The sequence below is a fragment of the Flavobacterium sp. 9AF genome, from assembly GCF_902506265.1.
Taxonomy (GTDB): domain Bacteria; phylum Bacteroidota; class Bacteroidia; order Flavobacteriales; family Flavobacteriaceae; genus Flavobacterium.
This window is the reverse complement of sequence record NZ_LR733556.1, coordinates 2,352,785-2,371,360: the sequence shown is the minus strand read 5'-3', so window position 1 is coordinate 2,371,360 and position 18,576 is coordinate 2,352,785. Positions and strand designations below refer to the sequence as shown.

20 protein-coding genes are annotated in these 18,576 nt (G+C 29.2%); 7 read left to right on the top strand and 13 right to left on the bottom strand.

Translation table 11 applies throughout. The features are described from left to right. Positions 1–92: 92 nt before the first annotated feature. The 5 genes from HALO113_RS10765 to idi all read right to left on the bottom strand — a co-directional run bounded on the left by HALO113_RS10765 (position 93) and on the right by idi (position 2,923). Positions 93–362, bottom strand: coding sequence for a hypothetical protein (locus HALO113_RS10765; protein WP_159779019.1), 270 nt, complete (start codon positions 360–362; stop codon positions 93–95). 57 nt (positions 363–419) lie between these two features. After that, positions 420–1,379, bottom strand: a complete 960-nt coding sequence (locus HALO113_RS10760; RefSeq protein WP_159779018.1) for a type I phosphomannose isomerase catalytic subunit — start codon at positions 1,377–1,379, stop codon at positions 420–422. 115 nt (positions 1,380–1,494) lie between these two features. Continuing rightward, positions 1,495–1,947, bottom strand: coding sequence for a peroxiredoxin (locus HALO113_RS10755; protein ID WP_159779017.1), 453 nt, complete (start codon positions 1,945–1,947; stop codon positions 1,495–1,497). Continuing rightward, a complete protein-coding gene (locus HALO113_RS10750; protein WP_159779016.1) occupies positions 1,944–2,354 on the bottom strand; it encodes a 6-carboxytetrahydropterin synthase in 411 nt (136 codons plus the stop codon). Before HALO113_RS10750 ends, HALO113_RS10755 begins: the two co-directional genes overlap by 4 nt. Before the next feature lie 41 nt (positions 2,355–2,395). Continuing rightward, positions 2,396–2,923 (bottom strand): isopentenyl-diphosphate Delta-isomerase, encoded by a 528-nt coding sequence (gene idi / locus HALO113_RS10745; RefSeq protein WP_159779015.1) that lies wholly within the window; start codon positions 2,921–2,923, stop codon positions 2,396–2,398. Positions 2,924–3,209: 286 nt separating this feature from the next. Here idi and HALO113_RS10740 point away from each other — a divergent pair, with 286 nt between their 5' ends. Continuing rightward, positions 3,210–3,659 carry a cold-shock protein gene (locus tag HALO113_RS10740; protein ID WP_159779014.1) on the top strand — a complete coding sequence of 150 codons (450 nt, stop codon included), beginning with the start codon at positions 3,210–3,212 and terminating at the stop codon, positions 3,657–3,659. Between the two features lie 50 nt (positions 3,660–3,709). On the opposite strand, the gene HALO113_RS10735 is transcribed toward HALO113_RS10740, so the two are convergent. Together HALO113_RS10735 and HALO113_RS10730 are read right to left on the bottom strand one after the other, a co-directional pair. Then, the gene (locus tag HALO113_RS10735) at positions 3,710–5,269 is read right to left on the bottom strand and encodes an NAD(P)/FAD-dependent oxidoreductase (protein ID WP_159779013.1); all 1,560 of its coding nucleotides are present in this window, start codon (positions 5,267–5,269) and stop codon (positions 3,710–3,712) included. Between the two features lie 35 nt (positions 5,270–5,304). Further along, on the bottom strand, positions 5,305–6,354 hold the full coding sequence (locus tag HALO113_RS10730) for a DUF2891 domain-containing protein (protein ID WP_159779012.1): 1,050 nt from the start codon (positions 6,352–6,354) through the stop codon (positions 5,305–5,307). A 69-nt stretch (positions 6,355–6,423) separates the two neighbouring features. Here HALO113_RS10730 and HALO113_RS10725 point away from each other — a divergent pair, with 69 nt between their 5' ends. Next, complete coding sequence (locus tag HALO113_RS10725) at positions 6,424–6,660, top strand: hypothetical protein (RefSeq protein ID WP_159779011.1); 237 nt, start codon at positions 6,424–6,426, stop codon at positions 6,658–6,660. On the opposite strand, the gene HALO113_RS10720 is transcribed toward HALO113_RS10725, so the two are convergent. Further along, positions 6,648–7,520, bottom strand: coding sequence for an AraC family transcriptional regulator (locus HALO113_RS10720; protein ID WP_159779010.1), 873 nt, complete (start codon positions 7,518–7,520; stop codon positions 6,648–6,650). The two genes, HALO113_RS10725 and HALO113_RS10720, sit on opposite strands and share 13 nt — an antisense overlap. A 187-nt stretch (positions 7,521–7,707) precedes the next feature. Here HALO113_RS10720 and HALO113_RS10715 point away from each other — a divergent pair, with 187 nt between their 5' ends. Beyond that, complete coding sequence (locus HALO113_RS10715) at positions 7,708–7,965, top strand: DUF983 domain-containing protein (protein WP_236554656.1); 258 nt, start codon at positions 7,708–7,710, stop codon at positions 7,963–7,965. A gap of 75 nt (positions 7,966–8,040) precedes the next feature. Here HALO113_RS10715 and recQ read toward each other — a convergent pair whose 3' ends face one another. Beyond that, positions 8,041–10,236 carry a DNA helicase RecQ gene (gene recQ / locus HALO113_RS10710; protein ID WP_159779008.1) on the bottom strand — a complete coding sequence of 732 codons (2,196 nt, stop codon included), beginning with the start codon at positions 10,234–10,236 and terminating at the stop codon, positions 8,041–8,043. An 86-nt stretch (positions 10,237–10,322) separates the two neighbouring features. On the opposite strand from recQ, the gene HALO113_RS10705 reads away from it, so the two are divergent. The 4 genes from HALO113_RS10705 (at position 10,323) to lptB (ending at position 13,413) form a co-directional block, all read left to right on the top strand. Further along, on the top strand, positions 10,323–11,288 hold the full coding sequence (locus HALO113_RS10705; RefSeq protein ID WP_236554655.1) for an SIS domain-containing protein: 966 nt from the start codon (positions 10,323–10,325) through the stop codon (positions 11,286–11,288). Continuing rightward, positions 11,288–12,118 carry a twin-arginine translocase subunit TatC gene (tatC, locus tag HALO113_RS10700; RefSeq protein WP_159779007.1) on the top strand — a complete coding sequence of 277 codons (831 nt, stop codon included), beginning with the start codon at positions 11,288–11,290 and terminating at the stop codon, positions 12,116–12,118. Before HALO113_RS10705 ends, tatC begins: the two co-directional genes overlap by 1 nt. Before the next feature lie 6 nt (positions 12,119–12,124). Beyond that, the gene (locus HALO113_RS10695) at positions 12,125–12,478 is read left to right on the top strand and encodes a carboxymuconolactone decarboxylase family protein (RefSeq protein ID WP_130734344.1); all 354 of its coding nucleotides are present in this window, start codon (positions 12,125–12,127) and stop codon (positions 12,476–12,478) included. A 128-nt stretch (positions 12,479–12,606) separates the two neighbouring features. Continuing rightward, complete coding sequence (gene lptB / locus HALO113_RS10690; RefSeq protein WP_159779006.1) at positions 12,607–13,413, top strand: LPS export ABC transporter ATP-binding protein; 807 nt, start codon at positions 12,607–12,609, stop codon at positions 13,411–13,413. A gap of 195 nt (positions 13,414–13,608) precedes the next feature. Here the strand turns inward: lptB and HALO113_RS10685 are convergent, their stop codons facing one another. The 4 genes from HALO113_RS10685 to HALO113_RS10670 form a co-directional block, all read right to left on the bottom strand. Next, positions 13,609–15,228, bottom strand: a complete 1,620-nt coding sequence (locus tag HALO113_RS10685) for a S8 family serine peptidase (protein ID WP_159779005.1) — start codon at positions 15,226–15,228, stop codon at positions 13,609–13,611. A 2-nt stretch (positions 15,229–15,230) separates the two neighbouring features. Continuing rightward, positions 15,231–16,889 carry a S8 family serine peptidase gene (locus HALO113_RS10680; RefSeq protein ID WP_159779004.1) on the bottom strand — a complete coding sequence of 553 codons (1,659 nt, stop codon included), beginning with the start codon at positions 16,887–16,889 and terminating at the stop codon, positions 15,231–15,233. Between the two features lie 16 nt (positions 16,890–16,905). Continuing rightward, on the bottom strand, positions 16,906–17,127 hold the full coding sequence (locus HALO113_RS10675) for a hypothetical protein (protein ID WP_159779003.1): 222 nt from the start codon (positions 17,125–17,127) through the stop codon (positions 16,906–16,908). Positions 17,128–17,262: 135 nt separating this feature from the next. Continuing rightward, on the bottom strand, positions 17,263–18,576 hold a 1,314-nt coding region (locus HALO113_RS10670; protein ID WP_159779002.1), incomplete at its 5' end, for an AraC family transcriptional regulator.

Below are 18,576 nucleotides of genomic sequence, written 5' to 3'. Positions count from 1 at the left end.
ATTTCATACGGTGTGTTACCTTTATTGCGGTGCAAATATAATTTTGATTTTTATATTTGCAAAGAAAAATCCGCTTTTTTTTATATTTTTTTTTAATTTAATTTGTTGATTTTTTCAACTATTTGATTTGCAGTATTTTCGTATTCTTTACGAATTTGTTTAAAATGTGCTTTTTTATTCTCTACCTCTTTTTTATTGATTTTTGTAACTAAAGCATCATAGTTATCATAGATTTCATCAATAATAGCATCTGTGTTTTCTGTAGGTTTTCCTCCATTAGTCATTTCCCACACATACACTACATTTACTAAATCACCTAAAACATAGTTGATTTCTTTTTTCAAGTTTTTAACGCTTGCCATTTTGTATTTATTTAAAATTTATAGCAAAATTAAACAATATATTTTAATGATAATTAATTAAATAGAAATTTCTAAAATTGTCGCATCACCTTGCAGTGTTAAATGTGCTATAACAGCAGGTAATAAAATGGTATTTCCAGCCTTCAAAACATATTTATCTCCTTCGTATAAAAATTCAAAATCACCTTCTGTACACATTAAAACTGTAAAAGCCTCTTGCTTTTTTTGCCAGTTAAAACTCCCTTTTAAAGAAATGAAATTAGTTTTAAAATAAGAGCAATCAACAACTTTATTCGAATCATTTATCGTATTGGAATATTCAATTTTTGAATCTGTTTTTTTATAATTTATAGCGTCAAGTGCTAAATCCGTGTGAAGTTCTCTTCCATTTCCATTTGCATCTACTCTATCCCAATCATAAATTCTATAAGTTATATCGCTAGTTTGTTGTATTTCTGCAATAACTATTCCAGCACCAATAGCATGAATCGTACCCGTTTCTAAAAAGAACACATCTCCTTTTTTAACTGGCACTTCATTTAAAATAGCAACCAAATTCTTATTTTGCAAATGATTTAAATAAGCTTCTTTATTTGAATCTTCTTTGAATCCAACTACTAAACGTGCATTTGCATCTGCTTGCATCACATACCACATTTCTGTTTTTCCAAAAGAATTATGTCTTTTTTTTGCTAATTCATCATTAGGATGTAATTGAATAGATAAATCTTCTTTGGCATCTATGAATTTAAACAATAAGGGAAATTCATTACCAAATCTTTCAATTACGGATTTACCCAAAAAATCTTCGCCATATAAGGCAATCAATTCATTTATATTTTTTCCTTTTAAAGTACCATTACTTACTACACTTACATCATTAGGAACAGTAGAAATTTCCCAACTTTCTCCAGTTATTCCTGAAGTGATTGTTTTGTTTAAATAAGTTTTTAATTTGGTTCCACCCCAAATACGTTCTTTAAAAATAGGATCAAATAAAAGTGGGTACAATTTCATATTATGTAATTATTTATTATTACAAATATCAATAAAAATATTCAACAAATAATTTAAGTTTCGTTACAATTCTAATTACGTTAGTTAACCATTTAAAATAATAAAACGTATGAAACTATCCAATCTGTCTGATTACATTTAAAGCAAATGGAATATGATCTTTTGCTTTCATACTATCAAAAATCTCAAGTACAATTCCTTCTTTATTTATTATATAGGTTACTCTACCGGGTAGCAATCCTAGCAAATTCGTAGGCACTTTAAACAACTTCCTTAGCGATTTGTCTTTATCAGATAATAAAATAAACGGAAGTTTATGTTTTTCAGCAAATTTCACATGAGATTTTTCAGAATCACCACTTATACCAATTACTTCCGCACCTAAATCTTTAAAATCTTCATATTCATCTCTAAAACTACAGGCTTGAGCAGTACATCCTGGTGTATCGTCTTTTGGATAAAAATAAATCACTATGGGTTTTCCAATTTGCTCACTCCATTTAAAATCTTCTCCATAATGATTTTTTGCAGTAAAATCGGGTACTTTATCTCCTATTTTCATAGTCAAACTCCTTTATAAGTTACATAATTTCGAGGTGTTTCATACAAAACCACCTCTATTTCCATATTTGAATCTAGATAAGGTCTTAATTTGTTCCAAATTACCACAGCAATGTTTTCTGCTGTTGGATTTAAATCTTTGAATTCGGGAACGTCTAGATTGAGGTTTTTGTGATCAAAAACATCTTCTACATGTTCCTTAATTAAATCGGCCAAGATTTTCACATCTATTACAAAACCGGTTTCTGGATTAATTTCTCCTGTAACACCTACTATTAATTCATAATTATGACCATGATAATTAGGATTATTACATTTTCCAAAAACTAACTTATTCTTTTCTTCAGACCAATCTTTTATATGCAATCTATGAGCAGCATTAAAATGTGCTTTCCTTGAAACTGTCGCTTTCATTTGAAATTAATTCGTTTAAGAATATTATATAGGTAAGAAAATTATAACTTATGATTTTCAATATAATGATAAAATTCATCAAAGATAATCTTAAACCAAACCGTGTAAACTTCTGGATTAAGAACCATATCTTCTTTTATATCTTCTATTTTCATCCATTTCCAATTTTCGACTTCATGTGTATTGATAACGGGTTTACCATTATATCTTCCTATCATAACATGATCTAACTCGTGCTCTGTTAAACCATTATCAAAAGGGGCTTTATAGATAAAATGAAAAAGTTCTTTTAAATCGGTTACAAATCCCATTTCTTCCATTAATCGTCTTTTACCTGCTACAATATTGGATTCACCTGGTCTTTGATGACTACAACACGTATTTGTCCATAATAGTGGTGAATGATATTTTTCTGCCGCTCTTTGTTGTAACATAACCTCATTATTATCATTTAAAACAAAAACAGAAAAAGCTCGATGTAAGAGTGCTTGTTCATGAGCTGCTATTTTTTCCATTAATCCAATAGCTTCATCATTTGTATCCACTAAAATTACTTTTTCTTCACTCATAATTATTTATTAATGTTCCAAAAATACAAAAAAAGTTTGGGTTATTCTTGGCTTTAAAAGTTTGTGACAAGATTAACAGTTGTATAATTAAGTATAATAAAGTAATTTAAAAATAAATCAATTTTACAATTCGCTACAAATAATATCATATCTTTGTAATCTATAAATTTTAAATTCTCCTCATTATTTTACCTTTTTTATACTTTTAAGTACTACTATAAGATATCATAATTGTTTTTTTAATTTTTTATCATCATAATAACACCTTAAAATTATAAATCACTTAATGGCAAGATCTCAAGAAAGTTTTAATAAGAAAGAGCAAGAAAAACTTCGCGCTAAAAAAAGAAAAGAAAAACAAGAAAAAAAGGAAGCAAGAAAAGCTAATCCTAAATTATCTGGAGAAGAATTATATGTATATGTGGATGAAAATGGTCATTTAACCAATACTCCTCCTGATCCTTCAAAAAAAGCAATTATTGATGCCGAAAGTATAGAAATAGGCATTCCTAAAAGACAAGAAACAGAAGAAGTAGATTTAACAAAAAAAGGGGTTGTCGACTTTTACAACACTTCGAAAGGCTTTGGCTTCATTAAAGAACTTGATTCTAACAACAAATTCTTTTTTCATGTAAATGGTTTAATTGATGAAGTGAAAGAAGGCAATAAGGTTACCTATGAACTAGAAAAAGGAGTAAAAGGAATGAATGCAGTAAATGTAAAAAAACACATTTAAACATGCATTATTAATATAAACCTAAAAAACACTTACCAAATAAGAAGTTTTTACAACAAACTCTCTTTAATTTTAATAGCACATTTTTCACCATCTATGGCTGCGGAAATAATTCCTCCTGCATAACCTGCTCCTTCACCACAAGGATAAAGACCTTTTATTTCTAAATGCTCCAAAGTAATTGGATCACGAGGAATTCTAACAGGAGAAGAAGTTCGACTTTCTGGTGCGTGCAAAATAGCTTCATTTGTAAAATAACCTTTCATACTTTTACCAAATTGCACAAAACCTTCACGCATAGTTTGGGTTAAAAAGGAAGGAAATACTTCTCCTAATTCTACAGAAGTAGTTCCAGGAACATAAGAAGTTTTTGGAATTTCAGTTGAAATCTTTTTTTGAGAAAAATCGACCATTTTTTGGGCAGGCACTTTTTGAGTCTTTCCTGCTAAACGCCAAGCTCTTTGTTCTATATCTTTTTGAAATTCCATTCCGGCCAAAGCGCCAAACTTTGCAAAAGGCTTAAAATCTTCTAATCGCAATTCAACCACAATTCCAGAATTAGCCGTTGCTTGATCTCTCTTAGAAGGCGACCAACCATTCGTTACCACTTCACCAGGACTTGTGGCACAAGGTGCGACAACACCACCAGGACACATACAAAAAGAGTACATCCCTCTACCTGCAACTTGTTTTACAATTGAATACGGTGCAGGTGGTAAAAATTCCCCTCTAAAATCACAAGAATATTGAATCTTATCAATTAATTCCTGTGGATGTTCTGCACGAACGCCTAAAGCAAACGGTTTTGCTTCAATGAAAATTTTCTTTCTATCTAACAATTCAAAAATATCTCTTGCCGAATGTCCGGTTGCTAAAATAATTTTATTTACCTCAATTGTATTCCCATCTTGCATTACTACTCCAGCTACTTCATTATTTTTAATTATTATATCAGTTACTTTAGTTTCGAATAACACTTTTCCTCCACATGCTCTAATTTTCTCTCGAATATCTTGTATAATTTGAGGTAATTTATTGGTACCAATATGAGGATGTGCCTCTACTAAAATTTCATCTGAAGCTCCAAAACCAACTAAAAGTCTTAAAATTCTATCTACATCTCCTCTTTTTTTGGATCGTGTATATAATTTACCATCAGAATACGTTCCTGCACCACCTTCTCCAAAACAATAGTTAGAATCTTCGTTTACAATATGATCTACATTTATCGCTTTTAAATCTCTTCGTCTTCCTCTTACATCTTTTCCTCTTTCCAAAACAATAGGCTTTAATCCTAATTCGATTAATTGTAAAGCTGCAAATAAACCCGCTGGACCAGCACCTATTACAACTACCTCAGAAGCATGAGTAACATCTGGATACTCGGGCAATTCTATTTGGGTTGAAATAAAAGCTTCGTCTTGTAAAAAGACGTTAGCTTTAATATTTATTTTAATTGCTTTTTGTCGGGCATCGATAGAGCGTTTTACCACTATTACCTTTTGAATCTCTTTTGGAGAAACCTGAAATAATTTAGCAACATGATGTGTTAACAAAACTTCGTTTGCTGCAACTTCTGGAGAAACTTGAAATTGAAATTCGCGTGGCATTCTTTATTTTTTTTTGCAAAAGTAAACATTTGTATTTAGTTTTTCACCCCAAAAGCACGCAAAGCAAAGGAAGCCAACCAATGTTCTCCTTCATAATTCCCATCTACCACAGAAGGTAATGAAAATTGCAAATGAGCGTCTGCAATCTTTTTTAAATAAGAAAATTTTTTAGGGTACTGTTTAATTAAAGCATATAGATTCCAAGCTCTACTAAAATTTAAACCATCTAAATGAACCAAATGTCCGTCTGTTCTATCAGAAACTTTAGCAGTTTCCCACTCGAAATTCTTTTTACATAAATGAGGTGCAAATTTTTCCAACCAAGGTAAAAATTCTTTTTCAGACAAAACACGTTGCATTAATCCAATTTCCTCCATACAAGGAGATAAAAAATCGGTACCACTAGGTTCCCATGTAAACGGACAATTTTCATCTGTACCATACATTCGTAAAGCATTTTCTTTAATTACATTTTGAAATACTACATTATTTGAAAAAACAGCATAATCCCAAGCATTTGTTAATCCAAAAGCAGTATTAGAATGTGTTCCTACACGAATAGGATATAATAATTTCGGTAAAAACTCAATATATCTTTCAATTAACAAATTGGTTAGTGGTTTTAAATTTTCAGATAAGGGCTTAGCAAATGGCTCTTTACTTTGCTCCAACTCCAATTGCAATTTTAGCAACCAATTCCAGCCATAAGTTCTTTCAAAAGATTTTTCGTGAGGTTTTTCAAAATAAAGTATTTCCTGTTCAATATTTTCTTTAGACAAGTTAGTTTGCAATTTTTGAATAATTAATTCTCTATTTTCTAAATTATTAAAGCTATTCAACAAGTACATTAAACTCCAATGTCCATGAACAGAAGAATGCCAATCAAAACAACCGTAAAAAGCGGGATGTAATGCTTTTGGAGAAGCTAATTCGAAATCATCTTTTAATAATTGATTTAGTTTATTTGGATATTCTTGTTGCAGACATTTAATTGGTAATGTAGCCAAATGATTAGCCTGTTCGAGAGTCAATTCTTGTGCAAAAAATTGGTTCACAAAAAAAATAAAAAAAAGAAAATATTTCATAAGACAAAGTTTTTCCAAATTTAATAAAAACCTACCTTTGATTTTTAACTCTTAAAAAAGCGTTTCAGAATGCGAAAAATAAAACTAATTTGGGATTTTAGAGGTATGGCAGCCGCAAAAACTGCAGAACATCATGAAATTCATTTAAAAGAATATATTCAAATTGAAAATTTAACTATCAACATAACTGGTTGGCAACCCATAAATGAAATGTATGCTATTGCTTATATGGTTGTGGAAGAAAAAGACATGATTGCGGTTCGAGATGCTTTAAAACCACATCGAGGAGAAGTCTATAATTCTTGATTTTTAACTTTTTGAACAAACTCCTTAGTTGTAATTCCTTCTCTTTTCTTAAACAATTTGATGAAGTAGTTAGGTGAAGTAAATCCTAATTCGTCAGCAATTTGGTTAATAGTACGTTTTCTTTCCACAAGCAAGCGTTTTCCTTCTAAAAGTAAGCGTTCAGTAATAACATCGGTTACTGTTTTATCAAGAATAGATTTTGTAATTCTGTTTAAATGTTTTAAGGTAATTGCCATTTTATCGGCATAATAAGAGGGTGATTTTTCTATTTTATAATGCTCTTCTAAAAATGTTTCAAATTGTTTTAATTTTAAATGATAATTTGAATTTACAATCAAAATTTCCGATTCATAACATCTTGTAATTTCAATAAGAATACAATCTAAAAGATTAATAAGTTTATTTTTTCTATAAATCTGATTATTCTCTTTTTCGTCCAACATCAAATTAAAATACATTTCTAATAGCTTACTTTTCTCATTTGACAATACAATTTCAGGATTATTCTGAAAAGATTTAAAAAAAGCATATTCTTCAATACTCTTATTTTTAAAATACAAATCAAAAATTTCTTTGGAATAGAAAACAATATATCCTTCAATATCTTGAGACAATTTCCAAGAATGCATTTGTCCTGGTTGCATTACAAACAAACTCCCTTTTTGAACTGGATAGTTTACAAAATCTATAGAATGTACTCCGTTACCCTGTGTAAAAAACACTAGCAAATAAAAATTATGTCTATGCAAATCTTCTATAAAACGATGTTTTTTTAAATGATTGGCAAAAGAATTGATATAAAAATTATTCTTAAAAAAGGTTTCTTCAAAATTTTCAATTTTATAAATAGGATAAATCATAAATGTCTTTTTTATACACTTTTTTGCGAAAATACAAAACTTCTATCTTCAAACTATCCTTTATATTTGCATTAAAAAACAAATGACACTTACTCTCTTGAACTTATTTAAAAATAGATGTCCGAATTGTACTAAAGGTAAAGTTTTTAAAAACGGGTTATTCAATATTGGTTTTGGCTTTCCAAAAATGAACACTAATTGTCCAAATTGTAATTTTAAATTTGAAAAAGAACCGGGTTTCTTTTTTGGAGCTATGTTTGTAAATTATGCTTTAGGGTGTGCAGAGGCTTTATTAACTTATTTTGTTGCAAATCCCTTTTTCAAAGCTACTTTCGATTTGCGAATTTTTCCTATCATTGGAATTGTAATTTTAGCTTTGTCCATTTTCAACATCAAACTTTCTCGCTTAATTTGGATTTATATCTTTAAGAATTACAAAAAATAAAAAACTGTTCAAAACATTACAAAAAAGAATATTCTTCATTGCAAATTTTGAACAGTTTTACAAAGTTTATTTAGCTTAATTGGCTACTTCACTAATAAATTTAATACGCATCAAACGAAGTTCTTCGGTATCATAATCTCCATCAAACTCTTTTAATGCATCTTTTATATTATCCGATTCAGATTCCATAAAATAATCATGAATTTCTTCTTGTTGATCCTCGTCTAAAATATCATCAATCCAGTAGCTAATATTTAATTTAGTTCCAGAATAAACAATTTGTTCCATTTCTTTCAACAAGCCATCCATATCTAAACCTTTGGCCTTAGCAATATCGTCTAAAGCTAATTTTCTATCTACGTTTTGAATGATATACAGTTTTAATCCAGAATTTGCTCCAGTCGATTTAACCACTAAATCATCAGGTCTAATAATATCATTATCTTCTACGTAACGAGCTATTAAATCTACAAAGTCTTTACCATATTTTTTTGCTTTCCCTTCACCTACTCCATGAATATTTCCTAATTCTTCAATAGAAATTGGATATTTTAAAGCCATATCTTCTAAAGAAGGATCTTGAAAAACAACAAAAGGTGGCACACCTATTTTTTTCGCCACTTTCTTTCTCAAGTCTTTTAGCATACTCATTAGTGCTTCATCACTTGTTCCAGAAGATTTCGCTGCTGCTACTACATTTTCATCTTCAGTTTCGCTGTATTCATGATCTTCAGACATCATAAAACTTTCAGGCTTATTAATAAATTCACCTCCTTTAGGAGTTAATTTAATTACACCATACGTTTCAATATCTTTTTTTATATATCCAGCTACTAAAACTTGTCTTATTAAAGCCATCCAATAGCGCTCATCGTATTCACTTCCTTTACCAAAAAAAGGCTGATTATCTATTTTATGCGCTTTTATAATAGCATTTACCTTACCAGTAAGCGCTAAAATAATTTCTTTAGATTTGAATAATTCTTTAGTGTCCCTAATTACAGATAACAATAATTGGACTTGATTTTTTGCTTCAACCTTATTTTTAGGATTACGCACATTATCATCCATATCTGCACCTTCTCCATTTTCTGAATCAAATTCTTCTCCAAAATAATGTAGTAAATATTTCCTTCTCGACATTGATGTTTCTGCATAAGCCACGACCTCTTGTAATAAGGCATAACCAATTTCTTGTTCGGCTAACGGCTTACCTGCCATGAATTTTTCTAATTTCTCTATATCCTTATAAGAATAATAGGCTAAACAATGACCTTCTCCTCCGTCACGTCCTGCTCTACCTGTTTCTTGATAATAACTTTCTAATGATTTCGGTATGTCATGATGAATTACAAATCGCACATCTGGTTTATCAATACCCATTCCAAAAGCAATGGTAGCTACTACCACTTCAACATCTTCCATTAAGAACATATCTTGATGTTTGGCTCTTGTTTTAGCATCTAGACCCGCATGATAAGGCACTGCACTTATTCCATTGACTTGCAATAATTGCGCAATCTCTTCAACTTTTTTACGACTTAAACAATAGATAACTCCAGACTTACCTTTATTTTGTTTTATAAAACGAATAATATCTCCTTCTATATTTTTGGTTTTAGGACGCACTTCATAAAACAGATTGGGTCTATTAAAAGAAGCTTTAAAAGTATTGGCGTTTGGCATATCCAAATTTTTCAAGATATCTTCTTGAACTTTAGGTGTAGCAGTTGCTGTTAAACCAATGATAGGAATATCACCTAATTGCTTAATAATAGATTTTAAATTCCTATATTCTGGTCTAAAATCATGTCCCCATTCCGAGATACAATGTGCTTCATCAATAGCTACAAAAGACAGTTTTACGCCTCTTAAAAATTGAATATACTCTTCTTTGGTTAATGATTCAGGTGCTACATATAACAGTTTGGTTACTCCAGAAGTAATGTCGCTTTTAACTTGATTAATTTCTGTTTTGGTTAATGAAGAATTTAATACATGGGCCACACCCGATTCAGAACTTAGCCCTCTAATGGCATCAACTTGATTTTTCATTAAGGCAATAAGCGGAGATACAACAATAGCAGTACCATCTAAAACTAGCGCAGGAAGTTGATAGCATAATGATTTTCCTCCACCCGTAGGCATAATTACAAAAGTATTATTTCCATAAATAATACTGTTAACAACTTGTTCTTGAAGTCCTTTGAATTGGTTAAACCCGAAATATTTTTTTAATTCTTTGTGTAAATCAATTTCGTTTGGTTTCATTCTTTATTAATATGATTTTACCTAAATTTGCAAACATAAAGATACAATTTTCTTTAATAAAACAAAACATTAATCTATTTTATACTTTGAACACTATATCAACGATTTTAAATTCGGCAAAAAATACTATTTTAACTGAGAGTAAGAGTATTGCTAATTTAACAGAGTATCTTACAGAAGATTTTGCGAAAGCTACTGAAATTATCTATAAATCTAAAGGAAGACTGGTTGTTACTGGAATAGGAAAGAGTGCTATTATTGCTCAAAAAATTGTAGCCACCCTTAATTCAACTGGTACACCTTCTGTTTTTCTTCATGCTGCAGAAGCTGTTCATGGCGACTTAGGCATGGTATTACCTGATGATGTTATTATTTGTATTTCAAAGAGTGGTAATAGCCCTGAAATAAAAGTTTTAGTTCCTCTTCTAAAACGTTTTGGCAACATTTTAATTGGTATGACAGCCGATTTGAATTCTTTTTTAGGAAAAGAATCGCATTATGTTTTACATGCTTATGTAGAAAGTGAAGCTTGTCCAAACAATTTAGCTCCTACAAATAGCACTACAGCGCAATTAGTTTTAGGTGATGCTTTAGCTGTTGCTTTAATGGAACTAAGAAATTTTAAAAGTGAAGATTTTGCTATATATCATCCTGGTGGTGCTTTAGGTAAAAAGCTTTTATTACGTGTCAAAGATATGTTAGACACCACACATACTCCTCAAGTTACTCCTGAAGCAAGTATTAAACAAGTTATTATGGAAATATCCGAAAAAAGACTTGGTGTAACTGCTGTTATTGAAGAAGGAAAAATTATAGGAATCATAACAGATGGCGATATTAGAAGAATGCTGAATACGAATGATACTTTTACGCATTTACAAGCCAAAGACATTATGACTAAAAACCCAAAGAGCATTCTCTCATCTATTTTAGTTTCTGATGCCTTAAGTATTTTAGAAAACAATGCTATAACTCAATTAGTAGTAGCAGACGATGGCATTTACAAGGGAATTTTACATTTACATGATATACTAAAAGAAGGAATTGTATAATGGCAAAGAAAAATTTAGGCGAAATGTCTTTTTTAGACCATCTAGAAGAATTAAGATGGTTATTAATACGTAGCACGATTGCAATCTTGGTTTGTTCTGTGGTTGCTTTTTTCTTCAGTGATTTCATTTTTGATCGCGTTCTTTTTGGACCTAAAAATCCTGATTTTTTTACGTATCAATTCTTTTGTGATTTAGCACAAAAATTTGGTTTAGATAAGAGTTTGTGTGTTACAGAAATTAATTTACCTATTCAAAATAGAGAAATGGGTGGTCAATTTTCGATACATATGTGGACATCAATAACTGTTGGTTTTATTTTTTCTTTTCCTTTTGTTTTGTGGGAAATATGGAAATTTATTAGTCCGGCTTTATATGAAAACGAAAAAAAGTATGCATCTGCATTTATAATTGTTTCTTCGTTATTGTTCTTTATTGGTGTTTTATTTGGATATTACCTTATTGCACCTTTATCTGTACAGTTTTTTGCCAGTTATATAGTGAGCCCAGAAATAAACAATTCGATTGATATTACTTCCTATATTAGTTTGATGAAAACCTCAACAGTAGCCAGTGGTTTATTATTTGAATTACCCATTATCATCTATTTTTTAACAAAAATAGGCCTAGTAACACCTCAATTTTTAAGAAAATACAGAAAATATACTTTAGTCATTGTATTAATTTTAGCTGCCATTATAACGCCACCCGACGTATTAAGTCAGATTATTGTATCCATTCCCATTATGATACTATATGAAATTAGTATTTTTATAAGCGCTGCTGTAGTTAAAAAACAAATTAGTACTACAAATTTAACAACCACAAAATAAACACCTATGTCTAATTTAGTTCAAGAATTTAATGATTATCGTGCTAAAATGAATGAAAAATTATTAGCCGATAACAACAAAGTAATCAAAAGAATATTTAATGTAGATACAAATGCCTACATGGCTGGAGCTTTGGATGTAAAAACCAAAGAACTCCTTGGTTTAGTTGCTTCTGCTGTTTTACGTTGTGACGATTGCATCAAATACCATTTAGAAACGTCGTATAAAGAAGGTATTACTAAAGAAGAAATGATGGAAGCTATGGGAATTGCTACTTTAGTAGGCGGTACCATTGTTATTCCACATTTAAGAAGAGCTTACGAGTTTTGGGAAGCTCTTGAGAATGAGCCAATGATTTAATGTGTCAATATGTCGATTTATAATTAACAAATAATTGGCACATAGGCGAATTGTCTAATTAAGACATTATTTATTATTTTTACAAAAAACTGGCACATTGCCTCATTGTCTAATTGACACATTACAAAATGAAATTAAGAGCAGAAAATTTAGTAAAAACCTACAAAAAGAGAAGTGTTGTAAAAGGAATTTCCGTTGAAGTAAATCAAGGTGAAATTGTAGGTTTATTAGGTCCAAATGGTGCTGGAAAAACAACTTCTTTTTACATGATTGTAGGATTGGTTAAACCCAATAGCGGTACTATTTATCTAGACGATATGAATATTACTAATTTTCCAATGTACAAACGTGCTCAAAATGGAATTGGATACTTAGCGCAAGAAGCTTCTGTTTTTAGAAAATTAAGTATTGAAGACAATATTATGAGTGTTTTGCAATTGACTTCTCTTTCCAAAGCAGAACAAGAAGCCAAAATGGAAGCTTTAATTGATGAATTTGCTTTGCAACACATCCGTACTAACAGAGGTGATTTATTATCTGGAGGAGAAAGAAGACGTACCGAAATTGCAAGAGCATTAGCTACCGATCCTAAATTCATCTTACTGGACGAACCCTTTGCTGGTGTTGACCCCGTTGCAGTAGAAGATATTCAAAGAATTGTAGCGCAGTTAAAAAATAAAAATATTGGTATTTTAATTACCGATCACAACGTACAAGAAACACTTGCCATTACCGATAAAACCTATTTAATGTTTGAAGGCGGCATTTTAAAAGCAGGAAAACCAGAAGAATTGGCAGAAGATGAAGTAGTACGACGTGTATATCTTGGACAAAACTTCGAGTTAAGAAAGAAAAAAATTGATTTTGAAGCTCCTAAAACCACAATCATTCATGGTAAAGGAGAACTTTTGAAACAGGAAGAGAATAAAGAATAAAGAAAAGGGTGTCGAAAAAGTCAGCAATCTTGTCTTGTCGACTAAAGGGAGAAATCACATAGTATTGATAATGTGACTTCTCCTGTCGTCGAAGTGACAAACTAAACGTTGAGTTATAATTTTTCGACACCCTTTTCTTCTAAGTTAGCTTATTACATCAATAGTACTAAAAACAGATACTTTCATCTAAGACTTTCATTTTTTCTTACTCATTTCCTCAGCCATTTTCATAGCATTATAGGTATTTAAAATTTTACCCGATTTACATAATTCGGAAAAATGAACTAATTCATTTTCTGTTCCTGGTTTAATAACTATTTTATCTATCGTAACACCTGATTCTAAAATTATTTTTTTTACTTCTTGTACGGTTAAATTAGGATAATACAACCAAATTAAAGCAGCTGTACCCGATACCATAGGCGCAGCCAAGGATGTTCCAGAATCATAGGTATATTGATTATCTGGAATGGCTACATAAATTTCCTCACCAGGAGCAAATATATCTACATTGTTTTTTCCATAATTGGAAAATGGGGAAACCATAGTACTATCTGTTCTTTTAGAAATAGAGCCAACAGTGATAAAATTTGATGAGAATTCATTTACTTCTCCATATTTTACATCAGTTGGGTAATATAAATTTGTATCTAAATTTTTACTTTCATTTCCTGAACTATGAATAATTAATATATTTTTATTTTCTGCATATTTAATAGCGTCATTAACCCATTCTTGCTCTAATGAAAACTCCTTTCCAAAAGACATATTAATTACTTTAGCCCCATTATCTACTGCATAATAAATAGCCATTGCAATGTCTTTGTCATGTTCATCTCCCGAAACAGATATGCTCAAAGGCATAATTTTAATTTGATTATGAAAACCATAAAGACCATTATTGTTTTCTCTTTTTGAAGAAATTAGACTTGATACTTTAGTACCATGAATTTCCAGTTTGTTAAAAGAATTGACTATGGGATTTCCATATCCTTTTTCTAATATTTTAGGATTATCTTTAATTAATCTCCTGTCAACAAAATCAATATTTAAATTTTGATTTAAAATAGAATCTTTTTGGCTTTTATTATACACTAAGTTTTCAATTGTCTTTTCGTTTTTTTCAATGTTTATTTTATAACTCAATAAAGCCCCAAAATCTTTATCGTTATCCATTCTTCTTTGCCAATACGATTTATCGTTTAATTTATACTTTATATATAGGCTGTCTAAATCTTTTAAAGTATAATCTTCTTTAGGGAAATATAGTTTTAAACTATCTGTAATAATAGGAAAAATAGATATGTCAAATTCTAAGGATTCTTTCCAATTTGTATAATAATTTACATAATACTCATGAAAATCTTTAGCAGTTTTATAAGTGTAATAACTAGCAAGAAGATTTTCCTGAATTTCGTTTGGATTTTTATTTTTAAATATACTATCCCATTTTTGAATAATCCTTACATATTCAAAATTGCCATAAACATAATAATCGCCATTGGGTTTGCCTACAAAATTCCAACCATTTTTATCATCTATATAACCATTTTTATCATCATCAATTCCATTATTTGGTATTTCATTTTTATTGACCCAAATATTGTTTTTCAAATCTTCATGATCCAAATCTATTTGGGTATCTAATGTGGCAACTATGATTGTGTTACTTGTTTCTTTAGAATTTTCACTATACCATTTTTCTAAAAAAATACCATTAGAATTATTATTTAATTGCCATTCATTTGTATTGACAATGTTTGATTGAGAAAAACAGTTTACAACAAATAAGAATGAAAGAAGGTGTATTTTCATTATTAATTCGTTTTCTTTCTACTCATTTCCTCAGCCATTTTCATAGCATTATAGGTATTTAAAATTTTACCCGATTTACATAATTCGGAAAAATGAACTAATTCATTTTCTGCTCCTGGTTTTACTACCATTTTATCTATCGTAACACCCGATTCTAAAATTATCTTTTTTACTTCTTGTACCGTTAGATTAGGATAATACAACCAAATTAAAGCAGCTGTACCCGAAACCATAGGTGCGGCCAAGGAAGTTCCAGAATCGTACCCATAATTACTATTTTTAATTGCAACATAAATATCTTCACCTGGAGCAAATAAATCTACATTATTTTTACCATAGTTAGAAAATGGGGAAACCAAGGTATTATCAGTTCTTTTGGAAATAGAGCCAACATTAATAAAGTTTTCAACATTTTCTTCCGATTTAAAATAATCAAAATCTGAAGGATAAAAGGGATTGAAATCTATATTCATAGAATTATTACCTGCACAATGAATTATTAAGACCTTTTTTGATTCTGCATATTTTATTGCATCAAAGACCCATTTTTTATGTATTGAAAATTCTTTACCAAATGACATATTAATTATTTTCGCACCATTATTAACCGCATAATATATTCCATTAGCTATATCTTTATCGTGTTCACTACCATTATTTGCGATGCAAATAGGCATTATTTTAATATTATTTGAAAAGCCTTTAATACCTTTTTTATTGTTTCTATTGGCAGCTATAACTCCTGAAACTTCCGTATTATGATTTAATTGTCTATCATATATGTTTAGTAAAGGGTTACCATAGCTTTTGGATAATTCATTAACATTGTCGCCAATATATCTTCTCTCTTTTAAATAAATATTCAAATTCGAATTAACTATAGAGTCCAACATTTTTTCATTTTCATCAATTTGCTCGTAATTACTATAATTAAGTTGATAAAGTGATTTTAAAGTAAAAACTAATGCAGTAAAATCTTTTGCACTAGCTTCTCTTATTTGATTAAATGTTCGGATATCTCCTTTTTTAATCGAATTATAAATACTGTCTAATTCTTTATACTTGAAATTATTATTTGGGTAATAATAGTTTAAACTATCTAAAGCTAATTTAAAAACTTCTTTAGCATATTTTAAAGAACTTAAATAAGGCTTATAATAATTATTCGCATTGTTATAGTAGTCTAAAGCTCTCTTATACTCCTTACGTTCTAATGAATCTAATGTATTGTTTTCGTAAGCATTTTTATTTTCTCTAACAATTTTTACATATTCATAGTTATTCCTTGAAGTATGATGTCTTCCTATAGTTCCTAAAAAATTCCAACCATTTATATCATCTATATAACCATTCTTGTCGTCATCAATACCGTTATTTGGAATTTCTTTTTTATTTACCCAAATTTGACCTAGTAAATCATTATGATTAAGGTCAATTTGGGTGTCTAATGTGGCTACAATGATTTCGCTTTTTGTTTGTAATAGTCTATTTTCCTCATATAACCTGATTAATGAAATACCAAATATTGAATCCTTTTCTAAATCTCTTTGATACCAAAATCTATCTTCATTATTAAACTTCTTTATCACTATATTATTATTGTAAATAGAGCAATTTGTGATGATTAATAATAATAAAAAGAAAATAACATTTTTAAACATACTCTGCTTTGTTTAGTTAAAATGGACTACAAAATGCAGTCGAATTAGGCTTAGGATTGCCAGGCCCTTGAATAATTGGACCAGGCTTTGGATCATCTGGCTTAGGTTTAGGATTTGGATTTTGTGTATTAGTTGTAGGGTCATTATCTCCCACACCTGTTCCTCCAAAAATTGTTTTCGGATTAGACAACTTCGCAATTTGGAATCTTTCAATTTGAAATTTTTTTTGATTTTTCATCTTTAAAACTTTTATAAATTCTTCTTTTCAAAGATATAATACTCTATCAAGTTTAATAAATAAATAAAAAACTACTAACCTAAATTCATGAATTTAGGCCAAAAAATAAAAAACAAACACTTAATATACAAACACTTAACCATCTTTTGTTTTACTAAGCTCTTTAATAAAAAAAGAGGGTTTCATTCCCGTTATTTTATCAAATGCAGCTGAAAAAGAATCTGAATTATTAAAACCTGCTTCTTTAGAGAGAGCATTTATAGTATAATTTCTATAAATTTTATTAGTATTTAACACTTTGATTATATACTGTATCCTTAATTCACTTAAATAATTAGGAAAAGTCTTCTTATTAGTAATATTAACAACTTTTGACAAATACTTAGTATTAGTCTCAAAAATTGAAGAAAGTTTTTCTAATGTCAAATTATTATCTAGATATTTTTTATCCTTTTCAAATAAAATTAATTTTTCTACAATATTATTAAAGACATCAATTGGCATCCCTATATCTCTATCACTATTTTTAATTTTACCTTCTGTTTTTTTCTTATTAATAGAGTTGTCAGAGTTCAATTCTTTGATAAGTTTTTCAAAACGAATTCTTAATTTTATTTCTTTTTTATATTGATAATACAAAATCATACTCAATGTAAGAATAAATATAAAAGTTAAGCTAAGGTAAAATTTTAGCGAACTACTTTTAGTATTAAGAGATTTAATAATTTTTTCTTTCTCAGCTAGCAATTGAGGTATTTCATATTTATCCTTTAATAAATCCCTGTAATGATTATTTTTAGATTGTAATATACTGTCAATTGTCACAAACTTATCAATATATAGCAATTGTCTTTTTAAATCTTTTTTCTTTTTATAATGCCTTATTAAATACTTATACGCATCTATAAATTTAGGATTTAAAATATTTGGATCATTAAAGAGAGAGTCCATTTTTTTATAATTGATTACTGCTAATTTAGAATTATATAAACCTTCATAATTTTTAGCTTTATAATAATATGCAGCAGCTAAATTACCTTCTAGGCGACAAGCTTCAAGTGTTGGAATTGCTTTATCTATACTATCAATGCTTATTTGAAATTTTTTATTTTGAACTTCAACGGCTGCTTGATTTAATGTAAATAAACAATTACAACATGTATAATCATTTTCTTTTGTTAATTTAAATCCTAATTTATTATAATAGGTTGCTGAATCAAGTTTATGTAAATCTTTATAATTACTTGCAATGGCAAATAAAGACCAATAATACTTTGCTTTTGCATCAAATTTTTTAATTTCATTACTTTCTTTGTAGTAATTTGATACTTTTAAAAAAAGTTTTATACTCTCTTCAAATTTTCCTAAATCTTCCGATTTAATAGTTGCGATTTTTTCTAATACATCAATATTTAAAAACTCTTTATTTTTTTTGGGGTTATTATATAT

Excerpts from the sequence above, each read along its gene's own strand:
- HALO113_RS10740 (WP_159779014.1), top strand. The coding sequence starts at position 3,210 with ATGGCAAGATCTCAAGAAAGTTTTAATAAGAAAGAGCAAGAAAAACTT.
- HALO113_RS10695 (WP_130734344.1), top strand. The coding sequence starts at position 12,125 with ATGTCTAATTTAGTTCAAGAATTTAATGATTATCGTGCTAAAATGAAT.
- HALO113_RS10750 (WP_159779016.1), bottom strand. The coding sequence starts at position 2,354 with ATGAAAGCGACAGTTTCAAGGAAAGCACATTTTAATGCTGCTCATAGA.
- idi (WP_159779015.1), bottom strand. The coding sequence starts at position 2,923 with ATGAGTGAAGAAAAAGTAATTTTAGTGGATACAAATGATGAAGCTATT.
- HALO113_RS10720 (WP_159779010.1), bottom strand. The coding sequence starts at position 7,520 with ATGATTTATCCTATTTATAAAATTGAAAATTTTGAAGAAACCTTTTTT.
- HALO113_RS10725 (WP_159779011.1), top strand. The coding sequence starts at position 6,424 with ATGCGAAAAATAAAACTAATTTGGGATTTTAGAGGTATGGCAGCCGCA.
- HALO113_RS10765 (WP_159779019.1), bottom strand. The coding sequence starts at position 362 with ATGGCAAGCGTTAAAAACTTGAAAAAAGAAATCAACTATGTTTTAGGT.
- HALO113_RS10715 (WP_236554656.1), top strand. The coding sequence starts at position 7,708 with ATGAACACTAATTGTCCAAATTGTAATTTTAAATTTGAAAAAGAACCG.
- lptB (WP_159779006.1), top strand. The coding sequence starts at position 12,607 with ATGAAATTAAGAGCAGAAAATTTAGTAAAAACCTACAAAAAGAGAAGT.
- recQ (WP_159779008.1), bottom strand. The coding sequence starts at position 10,236 with ATGAAACCAAACGAAATTGATTTACACAAAGAATTAAAAAAATATTTC.
- HALO113_RS10735 (WP_159779013.1), bottom strand. The coding sequence starts at position 5,269 with ATGCCACGCGAATTTCAATTTCAAGTTTCTCCAGAAGTTGCAGCAAAC.
- HALO113_RS10760 (WP_159779018.1), bottom strand. The coding sequence starts at position 1,379 with ATGAAATTGTACCCACTTTTATTTGATCCTATTTTTAAAGAACGTATT.
- HALO113_RS10685 (WP_159779005.1), bottom strand. The coding sequence starts at position 15,228 with ATGAAAATACACCTTCTTTCATTCTTATTTGTTGTAAACTGTTTTTCT.
- tatC (WP_159779007.1), top strand. The coding sequence starts at position 11,288 with ATGGCAAAGAAAAATTTAGGCGAAATGTCTTTTTTAGACCATCTAGAA.
- HALO113_RS10730 (WP_159779012.1), bottom strand. The coding sequence starts at position 6,354 with ATGAAATATTTTCTTTTTTTTATTTTTTTTGTGAACCAATTTTTTGCA.
- HALO113_RS10680 (WP_159779004.1), bottom strand. The coding sequence starts at position 16,889 with ATGTTTAAAAATGTTATTTTCTTTTTATTATTATTAATCATCACAAAT.
- HALO113_RS10675 (WP_159779003.1), bottom strand. The coding sequence starts at position 17,127 with ATGAAAAATCAAAAAAAATTTCAAATTGAAAGATTCCAAATTGCGAAG.